This window comes from Pseudomonas sp. AD21 (genome assembly GCF_002878485.1).
In the GTDB taxonomy this organism is placed as follows: Bacteria; Pseudomonadota; Gammaproteobacteria; order Pseudomonadales; family Pseudomonadaceae; genus Aquipseudomonas.
The window spans coordinates 115,926-130,564 of sequence record NZ_NQYG01000004.1; the positions used below are offsets into that span (position 1 = coordinate 115,926).

Annotated in this window: 14 protein-coding genes; 12 read left to right on the forward strand and 2 right to left on the reverse strand. The window is 60.6% G+C overall.

Annotated features, from left to right (window positions below):
• Positions 1-378: 378 nt before the first annotated feature.
• The 12 genes from PseAD21_RS03755 to PseAD21_RS03810 all read left to right on the forward strand — a co-directional run bounded on the left by PseAD21_RS03755 (position 379) and on the right by PseAD21_RS03810 (position 12,216).
• On the forward strand, positions 379-1,899 hold the full coding sequence (locus PseAD21_RS03755) for an aldehyde dehydrogenase family protein (protein WP_102354557.1): 1,521 nt from the start codon (positions 379-381) through the stop codon (positions 1,897-1,899).
• A 306-nt stretch (positions 1,900-2,205) separates the two neighbouring features.
• Complete coding sequence (gene eat, locus PseAD21_RS03760) at positions 2,206-3,576, forward strand: ethanolamine permease (protein WP_025108674.1); 1,371 nt, start codon at positions 2,206-2,208, stop codon at positions 3,574-3,576.
• A gap of 184 nt (positions 3,577-3,760) precedes the next feature.
• A complete protein-coding gene (locus PseAD21_RS03765; RefSeq protein WP_102354558.1) occupies positions 3,761-5,155 on the forward strand; it encodes an ethanolamine ammonia-lyase subunit EutB in 1,395 nt (464 codons plus the stop codon).
• Positions 5,156-5,160: 5 nt separating this feature from the next.
• Entirely contained in the window at positions 5,161-5,985 is an 825-nt protein-coding gene (gene eutC, locus PseAD21_RS03770) for an ethanolamine ammonia-lyase subunit EutC (protein ID WP_102354559.1), read from the forward strand.
• 115 nt (positions 5,986-6,100) lie between these two features.
• Positions 6,101-6,562: an N-acetyltransferase gene (locus tag PseAD21_RS03775; protein ID WP_007958617.1), complete on the forward strand. Its 462-nt coding sequence runs from the start codon at positions 6,101-6,103 to the stop codon at positions 6,560-6,562.
• A gap of 231 nt (positions 6,563-6,793) precedes the next feature.
• A complete protein-coding gene (locus tag PseAD21_RS03780) occupies positions 6,794-7,444 on the forward strand; it encodes a DedA family protein (RefSeq protein ID WP_102354560.1) in 651 nt (216 codons plus the stop codon).
• Positions 7,445-7,448: 4 nt separating this feature from the next.
• Positions 7,449-8,261: a zinc-dependent peptidase gene (locus tag PseAD21_RS03785; RefSeq protein ID WP_102354561.1), complete on the forward strand. Its 813-nt coding sequence runs from the start codon at positions 7,449-7,451 to the stop codon at positions 8,259-8,261.
• 112 nt (positions 8,262-8,373) lie between these two features.
• Complete coding sequence (ppa, locus tag PseAD21_RS03790) at positions 8,374-8,901, forward strand: inorganic diphosphatase (RefSeq protein ID WP_008052339.1); 528 nt, start codon at positions 8,374-8,376, stop codon at positions 8,899-8,901.
• 222 nt (positions 8,902-9,123) lie between these two features.
• Positions 9,124-9,870 carry a S24 family peptidase gene (locus PseAD21_RS03795; RefSeq protein ID WP_102354562.1) on the forward strand — a complete coding sequence of 249 codons (747 nt, stop codon included), beginning with the start codon at positions 9,124-9,126 and terminating at the stop codon, positions 9,868-9,870.
• A 433-nt stretch (positions 9,871-10,303) separates the two neighbouring features.
• Positions 10,304-10,543, forward strand: coding sequence for a type II toxin-antitoxin system RelB/DinJ family antitoxin (locus PseAD21_RS03800; protein ID WP_102354563.1), 240 nt, complete (start codon positions 10,304-10,306; stop codon positions 10,541-10,543).
• On the forward strand, positions 10,533-10,829 hold the full coding sequence (locus PseAD21_RS03805; RefSeq protein WP_102354564.1) for a type II toxin-antitoxin system RelE/ParE family toxin: 297 nt from the start codon (positions 10,533-10,535) through the stop codon (positions 10,827-10,829). Before PseAD21_RS03800 ends, PseAD21_RS03805 begins: the two co-directional genes overlap by 11 nt.
• Positions 10,830-11,040: 211 nt before the next feature.
• A complete protein-coding gene (locus PseAD21_RS03810) occupies positions 11,041-12,216 on the forward strand; it encodes a diguanylate cyclase (protein WP_102354565.1) in 1,176 nt (391 codons plus the stop codon).
• Here PseAD21_RS03810 and PseAD21_RS03815 read toward each other — a convergent pair.
• Both PseAD21_RS03815 and PseAD21_RS03820 read right to left on the reverse strand, forming a co-directional pair.
• A complete protein-coding gene (locus PseAD21_RS03815; RefSeq protein ID WP_102354566.1) occupies positions 12,203-13,015 on the reverse strand; it encodes a YfaP family protein in 813 nt (270 codons plus the stop codon). The genes PseAD21_RS03810 and PseAD21_RS03815 overlap by 14 nt on opposite strands.
• Positions 13,016-13,018: 3 nt before the next feature.
• Positions 13,019-14,638 carry a DUF2300 domain-containing protein gene (locus tag PseAD21_RS03820; RefSeq protein ID WP_102354567.1) on the reverse strand — a complete coding sequence of 540 codons (1,620 nt, stop codon included), beginning with the start codon at positions 14,636-14,638 and terminating at the stop codon, positions 13,019-13,021.
• Between the last annotated feature and the right edge of the window lies 1 nt (position 14,639).

Sequence of the window (14,639 nt, forward strand, 5' to 3'; positions counted from 1 at the left end):
AAACCAACGTGGCTTCTTAGATTCACCGCGTACACCGGATTTACGACTGCTGCGCAGCCGATCGGGGCGGTGCGACGTTTCGCTAAATCCCCTCGCCACAAGGGGTACATCTGGGCGATTTGCAGCCAGCATCCTCCAGCCGTCGGCGCATTGCAATGCTGGCGAGACCGCTCGGTCACAGGCTGTGCCAAAAGCGGTACAAACTGTCACCCAGGCTGTACCGAAACCGTCACAGGCGCCGTCCGCCTGTCCGACAAAAAATACGCAAGGCCTTGATTTGCCTGACCTGCACGGCAATGGCCCGAGCTTTGCTCTACGCTTATATCAAGCGCACTTGCGCGTTTCTCTAATAAGTACAAAGCCAAGGAGAACATCATCATGCGTTACGCTCACCCCGGTACTGAAGGCGCCAAAGTCTCGTTCAAGAGCAAGTACGGTAACTACATCGGCGGCGAGTTCGTCGCGCCTGTCAAAGGTCAGTACTTCACCAATACCTCGCCAGTGAATGGCCAGCCGATTGCCGAATTCCCCCGTTCCACTGGCGAAGACATCGACAAGGCACTGGACGCCGCCCACGCTGCTGCCGATGCATGGGGTTCGACCTCGGTGCAGGCGCGCTCGCTGATCCTGCTGAAAATCGCCGACCGCATCGAACAGAACCTCGAACTGCTGGCGATCACCGAAACCTGGGACAACGGCAAAGCCATCCGAGAAACCCTCAATGCCGACATCCCGCTGGCTGCCGACCACTTCCGCTACTTCGCTGGCTGCCTGCGCGCCCAGGAAGGCAGCGCTGCCGAAATCGACGGCAACACCGTGGCCTATCACATCCATGAACCGCTGGGCGTGGTCGGCCAGATCATCCCCTGGAACTTCCCGCTGCTGATGGCCGCGTGGAAACTCGCCCCGGCGCTGGCCGCCGGCAACTGCGTGGTGCTCAAGCCTGCCGAGCAGACTCCGCTGGGCATCTGCGTACTGATGGAGCTGATCGGTGATCTGCTGCCACCGGGCGTGCTCAACGTGGTGCAAGGTTTCGGCAAAGAAGCCGGTGAAGCGCTGGCCACCAGCAAACGCATCGCCAAGATCGCGTTCACTGGCTCGACCCCGGTCGGCTCGCACATCATGAAATGCGCGGCCGAGAACATCATTCCGTCCACCGTGGAACTGGGTGGCAAGTCGCCGAACATCTTCTTCGAAGACATCATGCAGGCCGAACCGACCTTCATCGAGAAGGCTGCCGAAGGTCTGGTGCTGGCGTTCTTCAACCAGGGCGAAGTCTGCACCTGCCCGTCCCGTGCGCTGGTACAGGAATCGATCTACGACGAGTTCATGGCCGTCGTCATGAAAAAAGTCCTGCAGATCAAACGCGGCGACCCGCTGGACACCGACACCATGGTCGGCGCACAGGCGTCCGAGCAGCAGTTCGACAAGATCCTGTCGTACCTGGAAATCGCCAAGGGCGAAGGTGCCGAGCTGCTGACCGGCGGTAAGGTGGAAAAACTCGAGGGCAATCTGGCGACCGGGTATTACATCCAGCCGACCCTGCTCAAGGGCACCAATAAAATGCGCGTGTTCCAGGAAGAAATCTTCGGCCCGGTGGTGAGCATCACTACCTTCAAGGACGAAGCCGAAGCCCTGGCGATTGCCAACGACACCGAGTTCGGCCTCGGTGCCGGCCTGTGGACCCGCGACATCAACCGCGCCTACCGCATGGGCCGCGCGATCAAGGCCGGTCGCGTGTGGACCAACTGCTACCACTTGTACCCGGCGCACGCCGCGTTCGGCGGGTACAAGAAGTCCGGCGTCGGCCGTGAAACCCACAAGATGATGCTCGATCACTATCAGCAGACCAAAAACCTGCTGGTGAGCTACGACATCAATCCGTTGGGCTTCTTCTAAAACCCTGGGCAACACAGATGATTCTGTGTTGCCTGTTCAATCGCCTTCGCGAGCAAGCCCGCTCCCACAGGGGACTTGCGTCGACCCACACTGTTGGATTGGGCACAAATCCAATGTGGGAGCGGGCTTGCTCGCGAAGGCGTCCTTAATGACACAACACACAAGGCCTGGCCGCTCTGGCACGGCCCTTGCGTACCCGTCATTCAGGTTTTTGCCGAAAACTGCCGCTGCGTGAACAGCATCCATCCACCCAACCTCTGCACCCGAAAGTCCAACAGATCGAACAATAAAAAACAGAGAGGACTTATGACTTCCACCACACAGCTCAAACCCACACTCGGCACCCTGCACCTCTGGGGCATTGCCGTCGGCCTGGTGATTTCCGGCGAATACTTCGGCTGGAGTTACGGCTGGGGCACTGCGGGCACCCTCGGTTTTCTGGTCACGGCGCTGATGGTCGCGACCATGTACACCTGCTTCATCTTCAGCTTTACCGAACTGACCACCGCGATTCCCCACGCGGGCGGGCCGTTTGCCTACAGCCGTCGGGCCTTCGGCGAGAAAGGCGGATTGATCGCCGGCATCGCCACCCTGATCGAGTTCGTTTTTGCACCACCGGCGATTGCCATGGCGATCGGCGCCTACCTCAACGTGCAGTACCCGGAGCTTGATCCGAAGGTTGCGGCGGTCGGCGCCTACTTCGTGTTCATGACCCTGAACATTCTCGGCGTGAGCATCGCCGCGACCTTCGAACTGGTGGTCACCGTGCTGGCAGTCGCCGAATTGCTGGTGTTCATGGGCGTGGTCGCACCGGGCTTCAGCTTCAGCAACTTCGTGCTCAACGGCTGGTCGGGTTCCAATGAGTTCACCATGGGTTCGATCCCCGGGATCTTCGCGGCGATCCCGTTTGCGATCTGGTTCTTCCTCGCCATCGAAGGCGCCGCCATGGCGGCCGAAGAAGCCAAGGACCCGAAACGCACGATTCCCAAGGCGTACGTCAGCGGCATCCTGACCCTGGTGTTCCTCGCCATCGGCGTGATGGTGATGGCCGGCGGTGTCGGCGACTGGCGCCAGCTGTCGAACATCAACGATCCGTTGCCACAGGCGATGAAAGCCGTTGTCGGCAACAACTCTTCGTGGATGCACATGCTGGTGTGGATCGGCCTGTTCGGCCTGGTGGCGAGTTTCCATGGGATCATCCTCGGCTACTCGCGACAGTTCTTCGCCCTTGCCCGCGCGGGTTATCTGCCGAAAAGCCTGGCCAAGCTGTCACGTTTCCAGACCCCACACCGCGCCATTCTGGCCGGCGGCGTGATCGGCATCGCGGCGATCTACAGCGATGGACTGGTCAATCTACAGGGCATGACCCTGACCGCCGCGATGATCACCATGTCGGTGTTCGGCGCGATCGTGATGTACATCATCAGCATGCTCAGCCTGTTCAAACTGCGCAAAACCGAACCGAATCTGGAACGTACCTTCCGCGCCCCGGGCTACCCGGTGGTGCCGGCGATTGCGCTGTTCCTGGCGGTGGTGTGCCTGGTGGCGATGGCGTGGTTCAACACGCTGATCGGTTGTGTGTTCCTGGGCTTCATGGCCGCTGGTTACCTGTACTTCCAGCTGACCGCCAAGCAACGCGCCGAAGCCCCGGCAGACGCTATGCTCGAAGGTATCTAGTTGCACCGGCACCGGGCCTGACGCCCGGTGCCCGCCATATAGAAGTGCACACAATACCTGTAGGAGTGAGCCTGCTCGCGATCGCATCGACGCGGTATGACTGTTGTTCCGAGTTGCCTGCATCGCGAGCAGGCTCACTCCTACACAAAAGCAGATTGCAGTAATTACTGGAGGACCCCGCCCCATGGCCGCATTTGCCCATTCCGTCGGCGCCCAGACCTACCGCTTCGACAGCCTCAAGGACGTCATGGCCAAGGCCAGCCCGGCGCGCTCCGGGGACTTCCTGGCAGGCGTCGCCGCGCTCAATGACGGCGAGCGCGTGGCCGCGCAAATGGCGCTGGCCGACATCCCGCTCACGCATTTTCTGCAGGAAGCGCTGATTCCGTACGAAGCCGATGAAGTCACCCGATTGATCATCGACACCCACGACAAACAAGCCTTTGCCGTGGTCAGCCACCTCACCGTCGGTGGATTTCGCGACTGGCTGCTCAGCGACGCGGCCGACGAAACCAGTCTGCGCGCGCTCGCCCCCGGCCTGACCCCGGAAATGGTTGCCGCCGTGTCGAAGATCATGCGCGTGCAGGATCTGGTGCTGGTGGCGCAGAAGATCCGCGTGGTGACGAAGTTTCGCGGCACCCTCGGCCTGCGTGGGCGCCTGTCGCCCCGCCTGCAACCCAATCACCCGACCGACGAGCCGTCCGGCATCGCCGCGAGCATTCTCGACGGCCTGTTGTACGGTAACGGCGACGCGATGATCGGCATCAACCCGGCCACCGACAGCATCGCCTCGATCTGCGCGATGCTGGAGATGCTCGACGCGATCATCCAGCGCTACGACATCCCGACCCAGGCCTGCGTGCTGACCCACGTCACCACCTCGATCGAAGCGATCAACCGTGGTGTGCCGCTGGATCTGGTGTTCCAGTCGATTGCCGGCACCGAAGCGGCCAACGCCAGTTTCGGCATCAACCTGAATGTATTGCAGGAAGGCTATGACGCGGGGCTGAGCCTGAAGCGCGGCACTCTCGGGCAGAACCTGATGTATTTCGAGACCGGCCAGGGCAGCGCGCTGTCAGCCAACGCCCACCACGGTGTCGACCAGCAGACCTGCGAGACCCGGGCCTACGCCGTGGCACGGCATTTCAAGCCGTTTCTGGTAAACACCGTGGTCGGCTTCATCGGCCCGGAATACCTCTATAACGGCAAACAGATCATCCGCGCCGGCCTCGAAGACCATTTTTGCGGCAAGTTGCTCGGCGTGCCGATGGGCTGCGACATCTGCTACACCAACCATGCCGAAGCCGATCAGGATGACATGGACACCCTGCTGACCCTCTTGGGTGTCGCCGGGATCAACTTCATCATGGGCATCCCCGGCTCCGACGACATCATGCTCAACTACCAGACCACCTCGTTCCACGACGCGCTCTACGCGCGCCAGACCCTGGGCCTGAAACCTGCGCCGGAGTTCGAGCAATGGCTGGCGAACATGGGCATCTTCACCCAGGCGGACGGCAAGGTTCGCTTTGGCAACAACCTGCCGCCGGCCTTCCGCCAGGCGCTGGCGCAACTGGGATGAGTGTTATGGAAAAACCGCCTGTGGACCCGCAAAACCCGTGGCTGGAGCTGCGTCGCCTGACCCCGGCGCGCATCGCCCTCGGCCGTACCGGCACCAGCCTGCCGACCAGCGCCCAACTGGATTTCCAGTTCGCCCACGCCCAGGCGCGGGATGCGGTGCATTTGCCGTTCGATCATGTCGGGCTCAGCGCGCAACTGAACGAGCGCGGGCGCGACAGCCTGTTGCTGCACAGCGCCGCGACCGATCGCAATAGCTACCTGCAACGCCCGGATCTTGGACGCAAGCTCAGCGAAGACTCGGCGCAGAGCCTGCGTGATTACGTTTCGGCGCATCCCGGGGGCGTCGATCTGGCGATTGTGGTGGCGGACGGACTGTCAGCGCTGGCCGTGCATCGGCATACCCTGCCGTTTCTGACCCGCCTGGAGGAGCAGATGAGCGCCGACGGCTGGTCGATTGCCCCCGTGTTGCTGGTGGAACAGGGGCGGGTCGCCGTCGGTGATGAAATCGGCCAGTTGCTCGGCGCAAAAATGGTCGTGATGCTGATCGGAGAGCGTCCGGGCCTCAGCTCGCCAGACAGCCTGGGGTTATATTTCACCTACAATCCAAAGATCGGGCTGACCGATGCCTACCGCAATTGCATCTCCAACGTGCGGCTTGAGGGCTTGAGTTACGGCATGGCGGCGCATCGCTTGCTGTACCTGATGCGCGAAGCCTGCCGGCGGCAGTTGTCAGGGGTCAATCTGAAGGACGAAGCACAGGTTCAGACGCTGGAGTCGGACGCAGGCGCGGACATGAAGGGAAACTTCCTACTGGGCCCGTCGACAACCTGAACCGTTTCCGCATTGCGTTTCTGCGCTACTTTCAGGCAGGATCGATGCACGGCCGCCAGGGTTTCCCATCGCCGTCAGAGCAGTTGAAGACAGCCACTTGAAGACGAGACCTATCATGCGGATTATTCAAGCGACCCTCGAACACCTGGATTTGCTGACCCCGTTGTTCGTCAAATATCGCGAGTTCTACGGTTCCCTGCCTTACCCGGATTCCTCCCGCGCGTTTCTCGAAAAACGCCTGCGGCGCAAGGAATCGGTGATTTATCTGGCCTTGGCCGACGATGACGACAAGAAGCTGATGGGCTTCTGCCAGTTGTATCCAAGCTTTTCCTCGCTGTCGCTCAAGCGCGTGTGGATCCTCAACGACATCTATGTCGCCGAAGACGCCCGCCGCCAACTGGTGGCTGACAACCTGATCCGCACCGCGAAGAAAATGGCCAAGGAGACCCAGGCCGTGCGTATGCGCGTCTCCACCAGTGCCGACAACGAAGTGGCGCAAAAGACCTACGAATCCATTGGCTTCAAGGAAGACACCGAGTTCAAGAACTACGTGTTGCCGATCAGCGACGAGCTGTAAATCGCCCAAGCCTCAGTGATGAGGGAGTGAGCTCCCTCATCACCATTAATCCCTGCCTGACAAAAATTCACACCCCGACATTCCCCGCTACAAAACCAACGCGCTTTTCACCTCTCAGACCGTATAATCCCGAGCTTTCCGGCTTGTAAGAAAAACTACACCCCGCTGTAGGCTTACACCCGAATCATCCGCACAGGCCTGCCGAGTCGGGCCGCCACCACAGGTGCCCCCATGGATTTCAACCCGCTCGACCTTATCCTGCATCTCGACGTGTACCTCGACTTGCTGGTAACCAACTACGGGCCGTGGATCTACGCGATTCTGTTCGCTGTCATCTTCTGTGAAACCGGCCTGGTGGTGATGCCGTTCCTGCCGGGTGATTCGCTGTTGTTCATCGCCGGTGCCGTGGCGGCGGGCGGCGGCATGGACCCGGTACTGTTGGGCGGTCTGTTGATGCTGGCGGCCATCCTCGGCGACAGCACCAACTACGTGATCGGACGAACAGCCGGGGAAAAACTCTTCAGTAACCCGAACTCGAAAATCTTCCGTCGCGACTACCTGCAAAAAACCCACGATTTCTACGACAAGCACGGCGGCAAAACCGTGACCCTCGCACGTTTCCTGCCGATCATCCGTACGTTTGCACCGTTTGTCGCCGGCGTCGGGAAAATGCCCTACCCGCGTTTCTTCGCGTTCAGCGTGTTCGGCACCATCCTCTGGGTCGGCGGCCTGGTGACCTTGGGTTACTTCTTCGGCAACGTGCCATTCATCAAGAAGAACCTGTCGCTGCTGGTCGTCGTCATCATCCTGCTGTCGCTGGTGCCGATGATCATCGGTGTGGTGCGCAGCCGTTTCGGCGGCGCCAAAGCCGAAACCCACTGATCCGATGTGGTCACTGAGCGCCTGGCGTCGCCGGCGCATTCTGGCCAGACACCCGATTGCCGACGACCTGTGGCAACGGGTGCGCCACCACCTGAGTTTCCTCGATGGCATCAGCGCCACCGAGGATCAGTGGCTGCGTGAAGCCTGTGTGCTGTTTCTCGAAGACAAACACCTGACCGCCCTGCCCGGCGTCGAACTGCATCAGGAGCAACGCCTGCTGCTCGCCGCCCAGGCCCAGTTGCCGCTGCTCAATCTGGGCGATTTGAACTGGTATCAGGGCTTTCACGAAATCATCCTCTACCCCGACGACTTCCTCAGTCCGCAACGGCATCGCGATGCCAGCGGGATCGAGCACGAATGGGATGGCGAACACAGCGGCGAAGCCTGGCAACAGGGACCGATCATCCTCGCCTGGCCCGGGGTGATGTCCAGCGGTGGCTGGGAAGGCTACAACCTGGTGATACACGAACTGGCGCACAAGCTCGACATGCTCAACGGCGACGCCAACGGCCTGCCGCCACTGCACGCCGACATGCGCGTCAGCGATTGGGCCGAGGTCATGCAACACGCCTACGACGACCTCAACCGCCAGCTCGACCGCAATCCCGATGCCGAAACCGCCATCGACCCGTATGCCGCCGAGAACCCTGGCGAGTTCTTTGCGGTCACCAGCGAATACTTCTTCAGCGCCCCGGATCTGCTGCACGAAACTTATCCACAGGTCTACTTGCAACTGAAGCTTTTCTACCGGCAGGATCCGTTGGGCAGGCTGCGGCAACTTCAGGCCACAGACCCGGTCTATCAGGCGCACGACTAAGCTCTGCACGACTTCTGGTACGTGGCGTCGGCGTAGGAATGTGCCTATAATCGCCGCCACTTTTTGGTCAATCCGGCCAAGTGTTTTTGGTCAACTACGGGGGCAACGCCCAATGAGCTACAGCAAGATTCCGGCTGGCAAAGACCTGCCGAACGACATCTACGTCGCGATCGAGATCCCTGCCAACCACGCGCCGATCAAATACGAAATCGACAAAGACAGCGATTGCCTGTTCGTTGACCGTTTCATGGCCACCCCAATGTTCTACCCGGCCAACTACGGTTACATCCCGAACACCCTGGCTGACGACGGTGATCCCCTCGACGTGCTGGTTGTGACCCCTTACCCGGTTGCTCCAGGCTCGGTGATCCGCGCGCGTCCGGTCGGCATCCTGAACATGACCGACGACGGCGGCGGCGATGCCAAAGTCATCGCAGTCCCACACGACAAGCTGTCCCAGCTGTACGTCGACGTGAAGGAATACACCGACCTGCCACCACTGCTGATCCAGCAGATCGAGCACTTCTTCGCGAACTACAAAGATCTCGAAAAAGGCAAGTGGGTCAAGATCGAAGGCTGGGCTGGCGCTGATGCCGCTCGCGACGCGATCACCAAGTCGGTTGCTGCCTACAAGGGCTAAGCACTGCTTGCTGCGTGAAGCCTGAAGAAAACCCCGGTTGATCCGGGGTTTTTTGTGCCTGAAAGAAGCCGCTTTAAACAGTACGTTTATGACGGACTACAGAAAAGTTTCGAAGTGAGTGATTTCCCACAAGGACGTCTTACATCCAGTCGCAAAATACAGCCATTTTTTGAACACTCGGTTTATTCAAACCGCTCTGGCACGGCCGTAGACTCGGTGTTTATGAGAAAGAACACTAGCGGTCCAAGATTCAAGGCACTCCTGGAAGCAGCGAACATCACCACCACGGGATTCGCAAAGTTCTGGGGCACGGAAGCCCAAAACATTCATAACTGGTACACCCGGGGAGTCCCGGCGTATCGCATGGAGGAAGTCTCGCGCCTGCTGTCGGTCAACAGCGACTGGCTGAAAACCGGCGAAGGCAGCAAGGAGTCGCCCCACCTGCAGACCCCTGCCAGCAACGGCGACACCTTCGACGCCCAGGCCATCCGTGGCGTCTACACGGTCATCGATCCCAAAGACATCGAATTGCCGTTTTTCAAGGAAACGCCGCTCACCACCGGTGCCGGCAAGACCCACGTCATCCTCGACCCCGAACAAACCATCCGCCTGCCCCGCGCCCACCTCGATCAACTGGAAATCCGCCACACCGACGCCATCTGCGCGCACATGATCGGCAACAGCATGGCCGAGCGCATCGAAGACGGCTCCATCGTCGGCATCGACCGTGGCCTGACCCAAGTGGTCGACGGCGAAATCTACGCCATCGAACACGACGGCATGCTGCGCATCAAATACCTGCACCGCATGCCCGGCAACGCCCTGCGCCTGCGCAGCCACAACAGTGCCGAACACCCGGACGAAATCTTCCGCGCGGCGCAGATCGACGAGCAGCGGATACACATTCTTGGCTGGGTGTTCTGGTGGTCGACCCTGGGCAAACGCCGGCCGGTGGTGCCGTTTCTCTGACCTCTCCCGTGCCACATCCTCCCCTGTAGGAGTCAGCCCGCTCGCGATGAGGCCCTGATAATCGGTACAAATCCCGATTTTGTTCGACTGCGGTCGCTCTAAACCGCACTTCAGGCTGGGAATCCCCAACAAAACTCAGTATCCTGCGCCCCACATTTGCGCATCGACCCGCTCCCGCGGCTCAGATGACGCCTGACGCGGCAGACCAACGTCTGACCAAGTCCCACAGCCGGACGCAGATCCGGGTGTACGTTTTGAAGGCTGACGCGGTTTACCAAAAATAAACCAAGCCAGTCCCCGAGAAGCCGGCCACAAGCCGGCTTTTTAATGCCTGACAGAAAGCCAAGCCTACCATCTGAAACCTGAATTCCAGCTTGTCGCGTACGGCTCCCCTTGTTACCGTAACGACAATCGTCATTACAGGTATAACATCATGGCCTCCATCAACATCCGCATTGATGATGAGTTGAAACAACGCTCCTTTGCCGAGCTGGAAAAGCTTGGTGTCACACCTTCGGAGCTTTTGCGCCAAACACTTCAATACGTTGCCGAGCGGGGCAAACTGCCCTTCAAGACCGCACTCATCAGCGAAGAAGATGAGGCGCTAATCGCCGTAGTCACCGAGCGCCTCGCCGCTCCTCAGCGAGTCAAGGTTAGTCTGGATGACCTATGACCTTGAATTTGATCGTCGTGCGTTAAAAGAGTGGAGCAAACTGGGCGATACGATTCGCCAGCAGTTCAAAAAGAAGCTCGCGGTGGTATTAGAGAATCCTCGAATAGAAGCCAATCGACTTCGTGATTTGCCAGATTGCTACAAAGTGAAGCTGAAAAGCGCTGGCTATCGCTTGATCTATCAGGTGCTTGATCAAGAGATCGTGGTGTTCGTAGTCGCTATCGGGAAACGAGAGCGAGAGGCCGCCTACAAGGATGCTCAAGATCGATTGGAGTCTCAATCCTGAGCTCCCCGCACTGTCGGGCACACTGAAATTGTGCAGCAAGCCACTGCACAATTTGATTACCCCCTTCACTTTTGTCTTGCCTCGGCAACCCAACACTTGCCAACCCCAACCCCCACAGTGCTAAATCCCGCCCAACACCCACCCCTCTGTTTTTACCCGCATTCCCGCCACCGGCCGGATTCCGGTATTGAGCCTCACGGGAATCCATGGAATGGCCCTGCATATCCCGACCCTGCTGGTCGTTTCGGTCTTCGTTTTTTTTCTGATGGGGTTGCTGACCCTGCATGCCTGGTATCGCGAATCCCGCGAGCGGCCGTTGGCTTATCTCGGCAGCATGATGCTGCTGGGCGCTTTGGGCGTGGTGCTGGTCAGTTGGCGTGATCGTGGGGTGGATTTCATCCCCATCGTATTTGGCAACGTGGTGTTGCTGCTCAGTGCGGCGATGAACTGGATGGCCATGCGCACGCTGGTGGGCCGTGCGCCTTCAATGGCGGGGATTCTGGCCGGCTCGCTTGTCTGGCTGACGCTGTGTCTGATTCCAGCCTTCTACGATTCGATGTCGAACCGGGTGCTGGTCTACTCGCTGCTGGCATTCGCCTATGGCGTGCTGACGACGCTGGAGCTGTGGCGCAGTCGCAACAGTCTGGACGTCGCGTTCATGCCGGCACTGGTGCTGACGGTTTTGCACACAGTGTTCTACGCCGTACGCAGCGCCACCGATGAAGGTCTGCCGTTGACCAAAGACCTGCTGGGCAGTGGTGAAGGCGTCCCGTTTTTCTCGTTCATGCTGTTCGAGTCGATGCTGTACGTGATCGGCATCGCTTACGTGACGCTGGCGATGGTCAAGGAACGCGCCGAACTCAAGCTCAAGGCGGCAGCATTCAGCGATCCGCTGACCGGCATCGGCAACCGCCGGGCGTTCATGTTGCACGCGGGGCGATTGCTATCCGACAGCAAGCAGCACACGGAACCAGCGGCGTTGCTGCTTTGCGATCTGGATAACTTCAAGCGTCTGAATGACACCTATGGTCATCCCGTTGGGGATCAGGCGTTGATTGCGTTCGGCCGGATCGTGGTCGAGAGCCTGCGCAAGGAAGATGTTTGCGGGCGGATCGGTGGTGAGGAGTTTGCTTGCTTGCTCAACGATTGCGATGAGCAGACTGCATTGGAGATTGCCGAGCGGATCCGCCGCTCATTCTCCCAACTGTCGATTCTTGAGCCGGGCCTGCTCAGCGTCAGCATCGGCGTGGTGACCACTCGCGAGTCCGGCTATGACTTGTCGCGCCTGCTCTCGGAAGCGGATCAGGCGCTATACGGCGCCAAGGATCAGGGGCGCAATCGTGTGCAGACGCTGCGCTCGCTGTACCTCAGCCTCACGGATAACTGAACGACTTCACCAACGTCAACTCCCCCACCGCCCGCATCGGCACCACAAACGTCTCCATCTTCTCGCTCGGCGTGCCTTCCTCGGTAATCACCGTCACCTGCGCCGTGGTCAGCGGCTGCACCGCCTCTTCGCCGCCCTCGTCATCCCCGCGATACCCGCCGCCGAAGTAGTTCACATACACCAGATACTGGCCCTTGATCGGCGCCGGCATGGCGAAGATTTCCGGGCCGTAGCCGGTGGTGACGTCGACGTCGAGTGCTGCGCCGTTGGGGGCGACGCGGTCGCCGTACCAAATGTGGGCGCCGTCGGGGGTGATCAGGTGCAGGTCGAGGTCGGTGCCGTCGCTGTCCCACGACAGCAGCACGCGCAGCTTGGCCGGGGTGGCGCCGCCGCTGGCGTTGAGGAACTGAGTGCGGTGGCGTTGCTGGCCGTCGGGGCTGCGCACTTCGACGCTGTTGCTGCCGTTGGGGAAGGAGAACGGACGGTCGAAGCGGCCGCTGTCGTCGATTTTCAGCGGCATGCTGACGCCGTTGACGATCAGTCGGCCAGGTTCCTCGCTCTTGGGTGTGGCTTTGATTTCGCCGCTGATGCGCGCGGTGTTGGCCTGGCCGACCGGGGTGTTGACCGAGGAGGCCGGGTAGTTGACGGTCTGGCGGAAGTTTTCGCCTTCGCCTTCGGACGCGCCGGTGCGCCAGCCGCCGACCGGGGTGTCGAGTTTGACGCTGTCGGCGGCCATTGCCAGGGGCAACGCATTGAACGCGCAGAGCAACAGCAAGACCTGTGGATAACGGAGTGTCATGGTCTATTCCAGCAAGAGGTGACGGGCGAGCCCTTCGATGTAGGTTTCATCCTGACCATTGGGATGTGCTTCAAAGGCCAGGTGCAGGTATTCGTGAGTCAGGTCGAGGCGATCCTGCAGCGTCAGCACGCCGCGCACGTAAATGCGCTGGCGTTCGCGGTCGACAAACGGGCGACCGAAAGCCAGTTTGCACACGGCGAAGGTGCTGACTTCGTTGTAGCCGGTTTCGCTTTCCAGCCTCGGACGCCAGCCGCGACGCTGCTTTTGCAGCCAATCCTGGGCGGCGGGCAGTGCTTCGCAGGAGGCGACCGGGTTGCCCCAGCGGCTGAGGCTGGCGCGCGGATAGGCGTGCAGCAGAATCGCGTCGTAACGCTGTCCGGCGTTGGCTTGCTCGACGGCTTGTTGCCAGGCGAGTTTGTCCGGGCCGGGTTGATCGGAGTGATAGGTGACGGTGCTACCGGCCAACACCAGATCCGCCGTCCACGCCGCGATGTTGCGCGACTCGGCGGAAGCCGGGCGTGGGGCGACGCGCTGACGGTTGCTGCTGTCGTCGATGCTCAGGCAATCGCCGTTGCGCGTGGCGTTTTGCAGCAGATAGGTGCGGATGGCCACGGCCAGTGCCTTGGCCGCTTCGGCAGGTTCCGGCTTGGCTTCGCGCTCAAGGACGCGGGCAACGTATTCTTCGCGATCAAGTCTGGCGACCAGTTTGTCGTTGAGCAGAAACAGTTCGCCGGCGCTGTGGATATCCAGCGCGTTGCCGTTGGCGAATTCGACGCGGTAGTCGCCCAGCAGCGGGCCGGACGTCACCACCCGCTCGCCCGCCAACACCCGCGTCAGCGGATAGCGCGAGAACAGGCCGACTTCGACACAACGCCCCGCCTCGGCCGGCCATGCCGCTGGCAATACCGTCGACATCGCCTGCCCGTAATGGCGCAAGACCATCTGACTGGTACCGCGCCCGCCAGCCCAGACCGGCGAACCGTCCGCCGTCCAACCGGCGAAGCCACCCTGGCGCGATTGCGGATCCTGATCGCCGAGCCAGCTCCAGGTTTTCACCCGCAAGCGCCCGCCCAGTTCACCGACGACGTTGCCGTCCGCCGCGTTCAGCACGACGTCGAGCAACACGCGGCGCATCTGATCCTGCGCCGGCAGCAAAGCCAGAACGCCCAATAACTCAGCGACCGAGACTCTTGTTGCCGGTTGCACAGTTGGCAAATCCAGCAACCACGACGGCGCCTGCCGCGCCTGCCAATACGTGCGCCAATCGGCAGAAGCAATGCCCAGCCGCGCCGGTTCAAAGTACAACCCGCAGGATTTCACCAACGCCTGATCGCGCTCGATCTTGCCGCCCGCCGAGCAGCAATAAACTTCGTCCTTGGACTGCCCACGACATTCATACGCCGGCTCGCGAGCACCGGTATCCACCAGCCATGCGTACACGAACAATTTCCACAGGCTGCCCAGCGGTGTATCCAGCGTCGATGGCAATGGCTCGCGAGACACGAGTTGCGTGTGATTCAACGACAACAACTCGCCCTTGTACGCCAGCCGCAGCGGCTCATCCTGCGCCGTCGCCAGCGCAGGAATCACACACATCAGCAGCCACAGCAGCGGCCGGTTCATG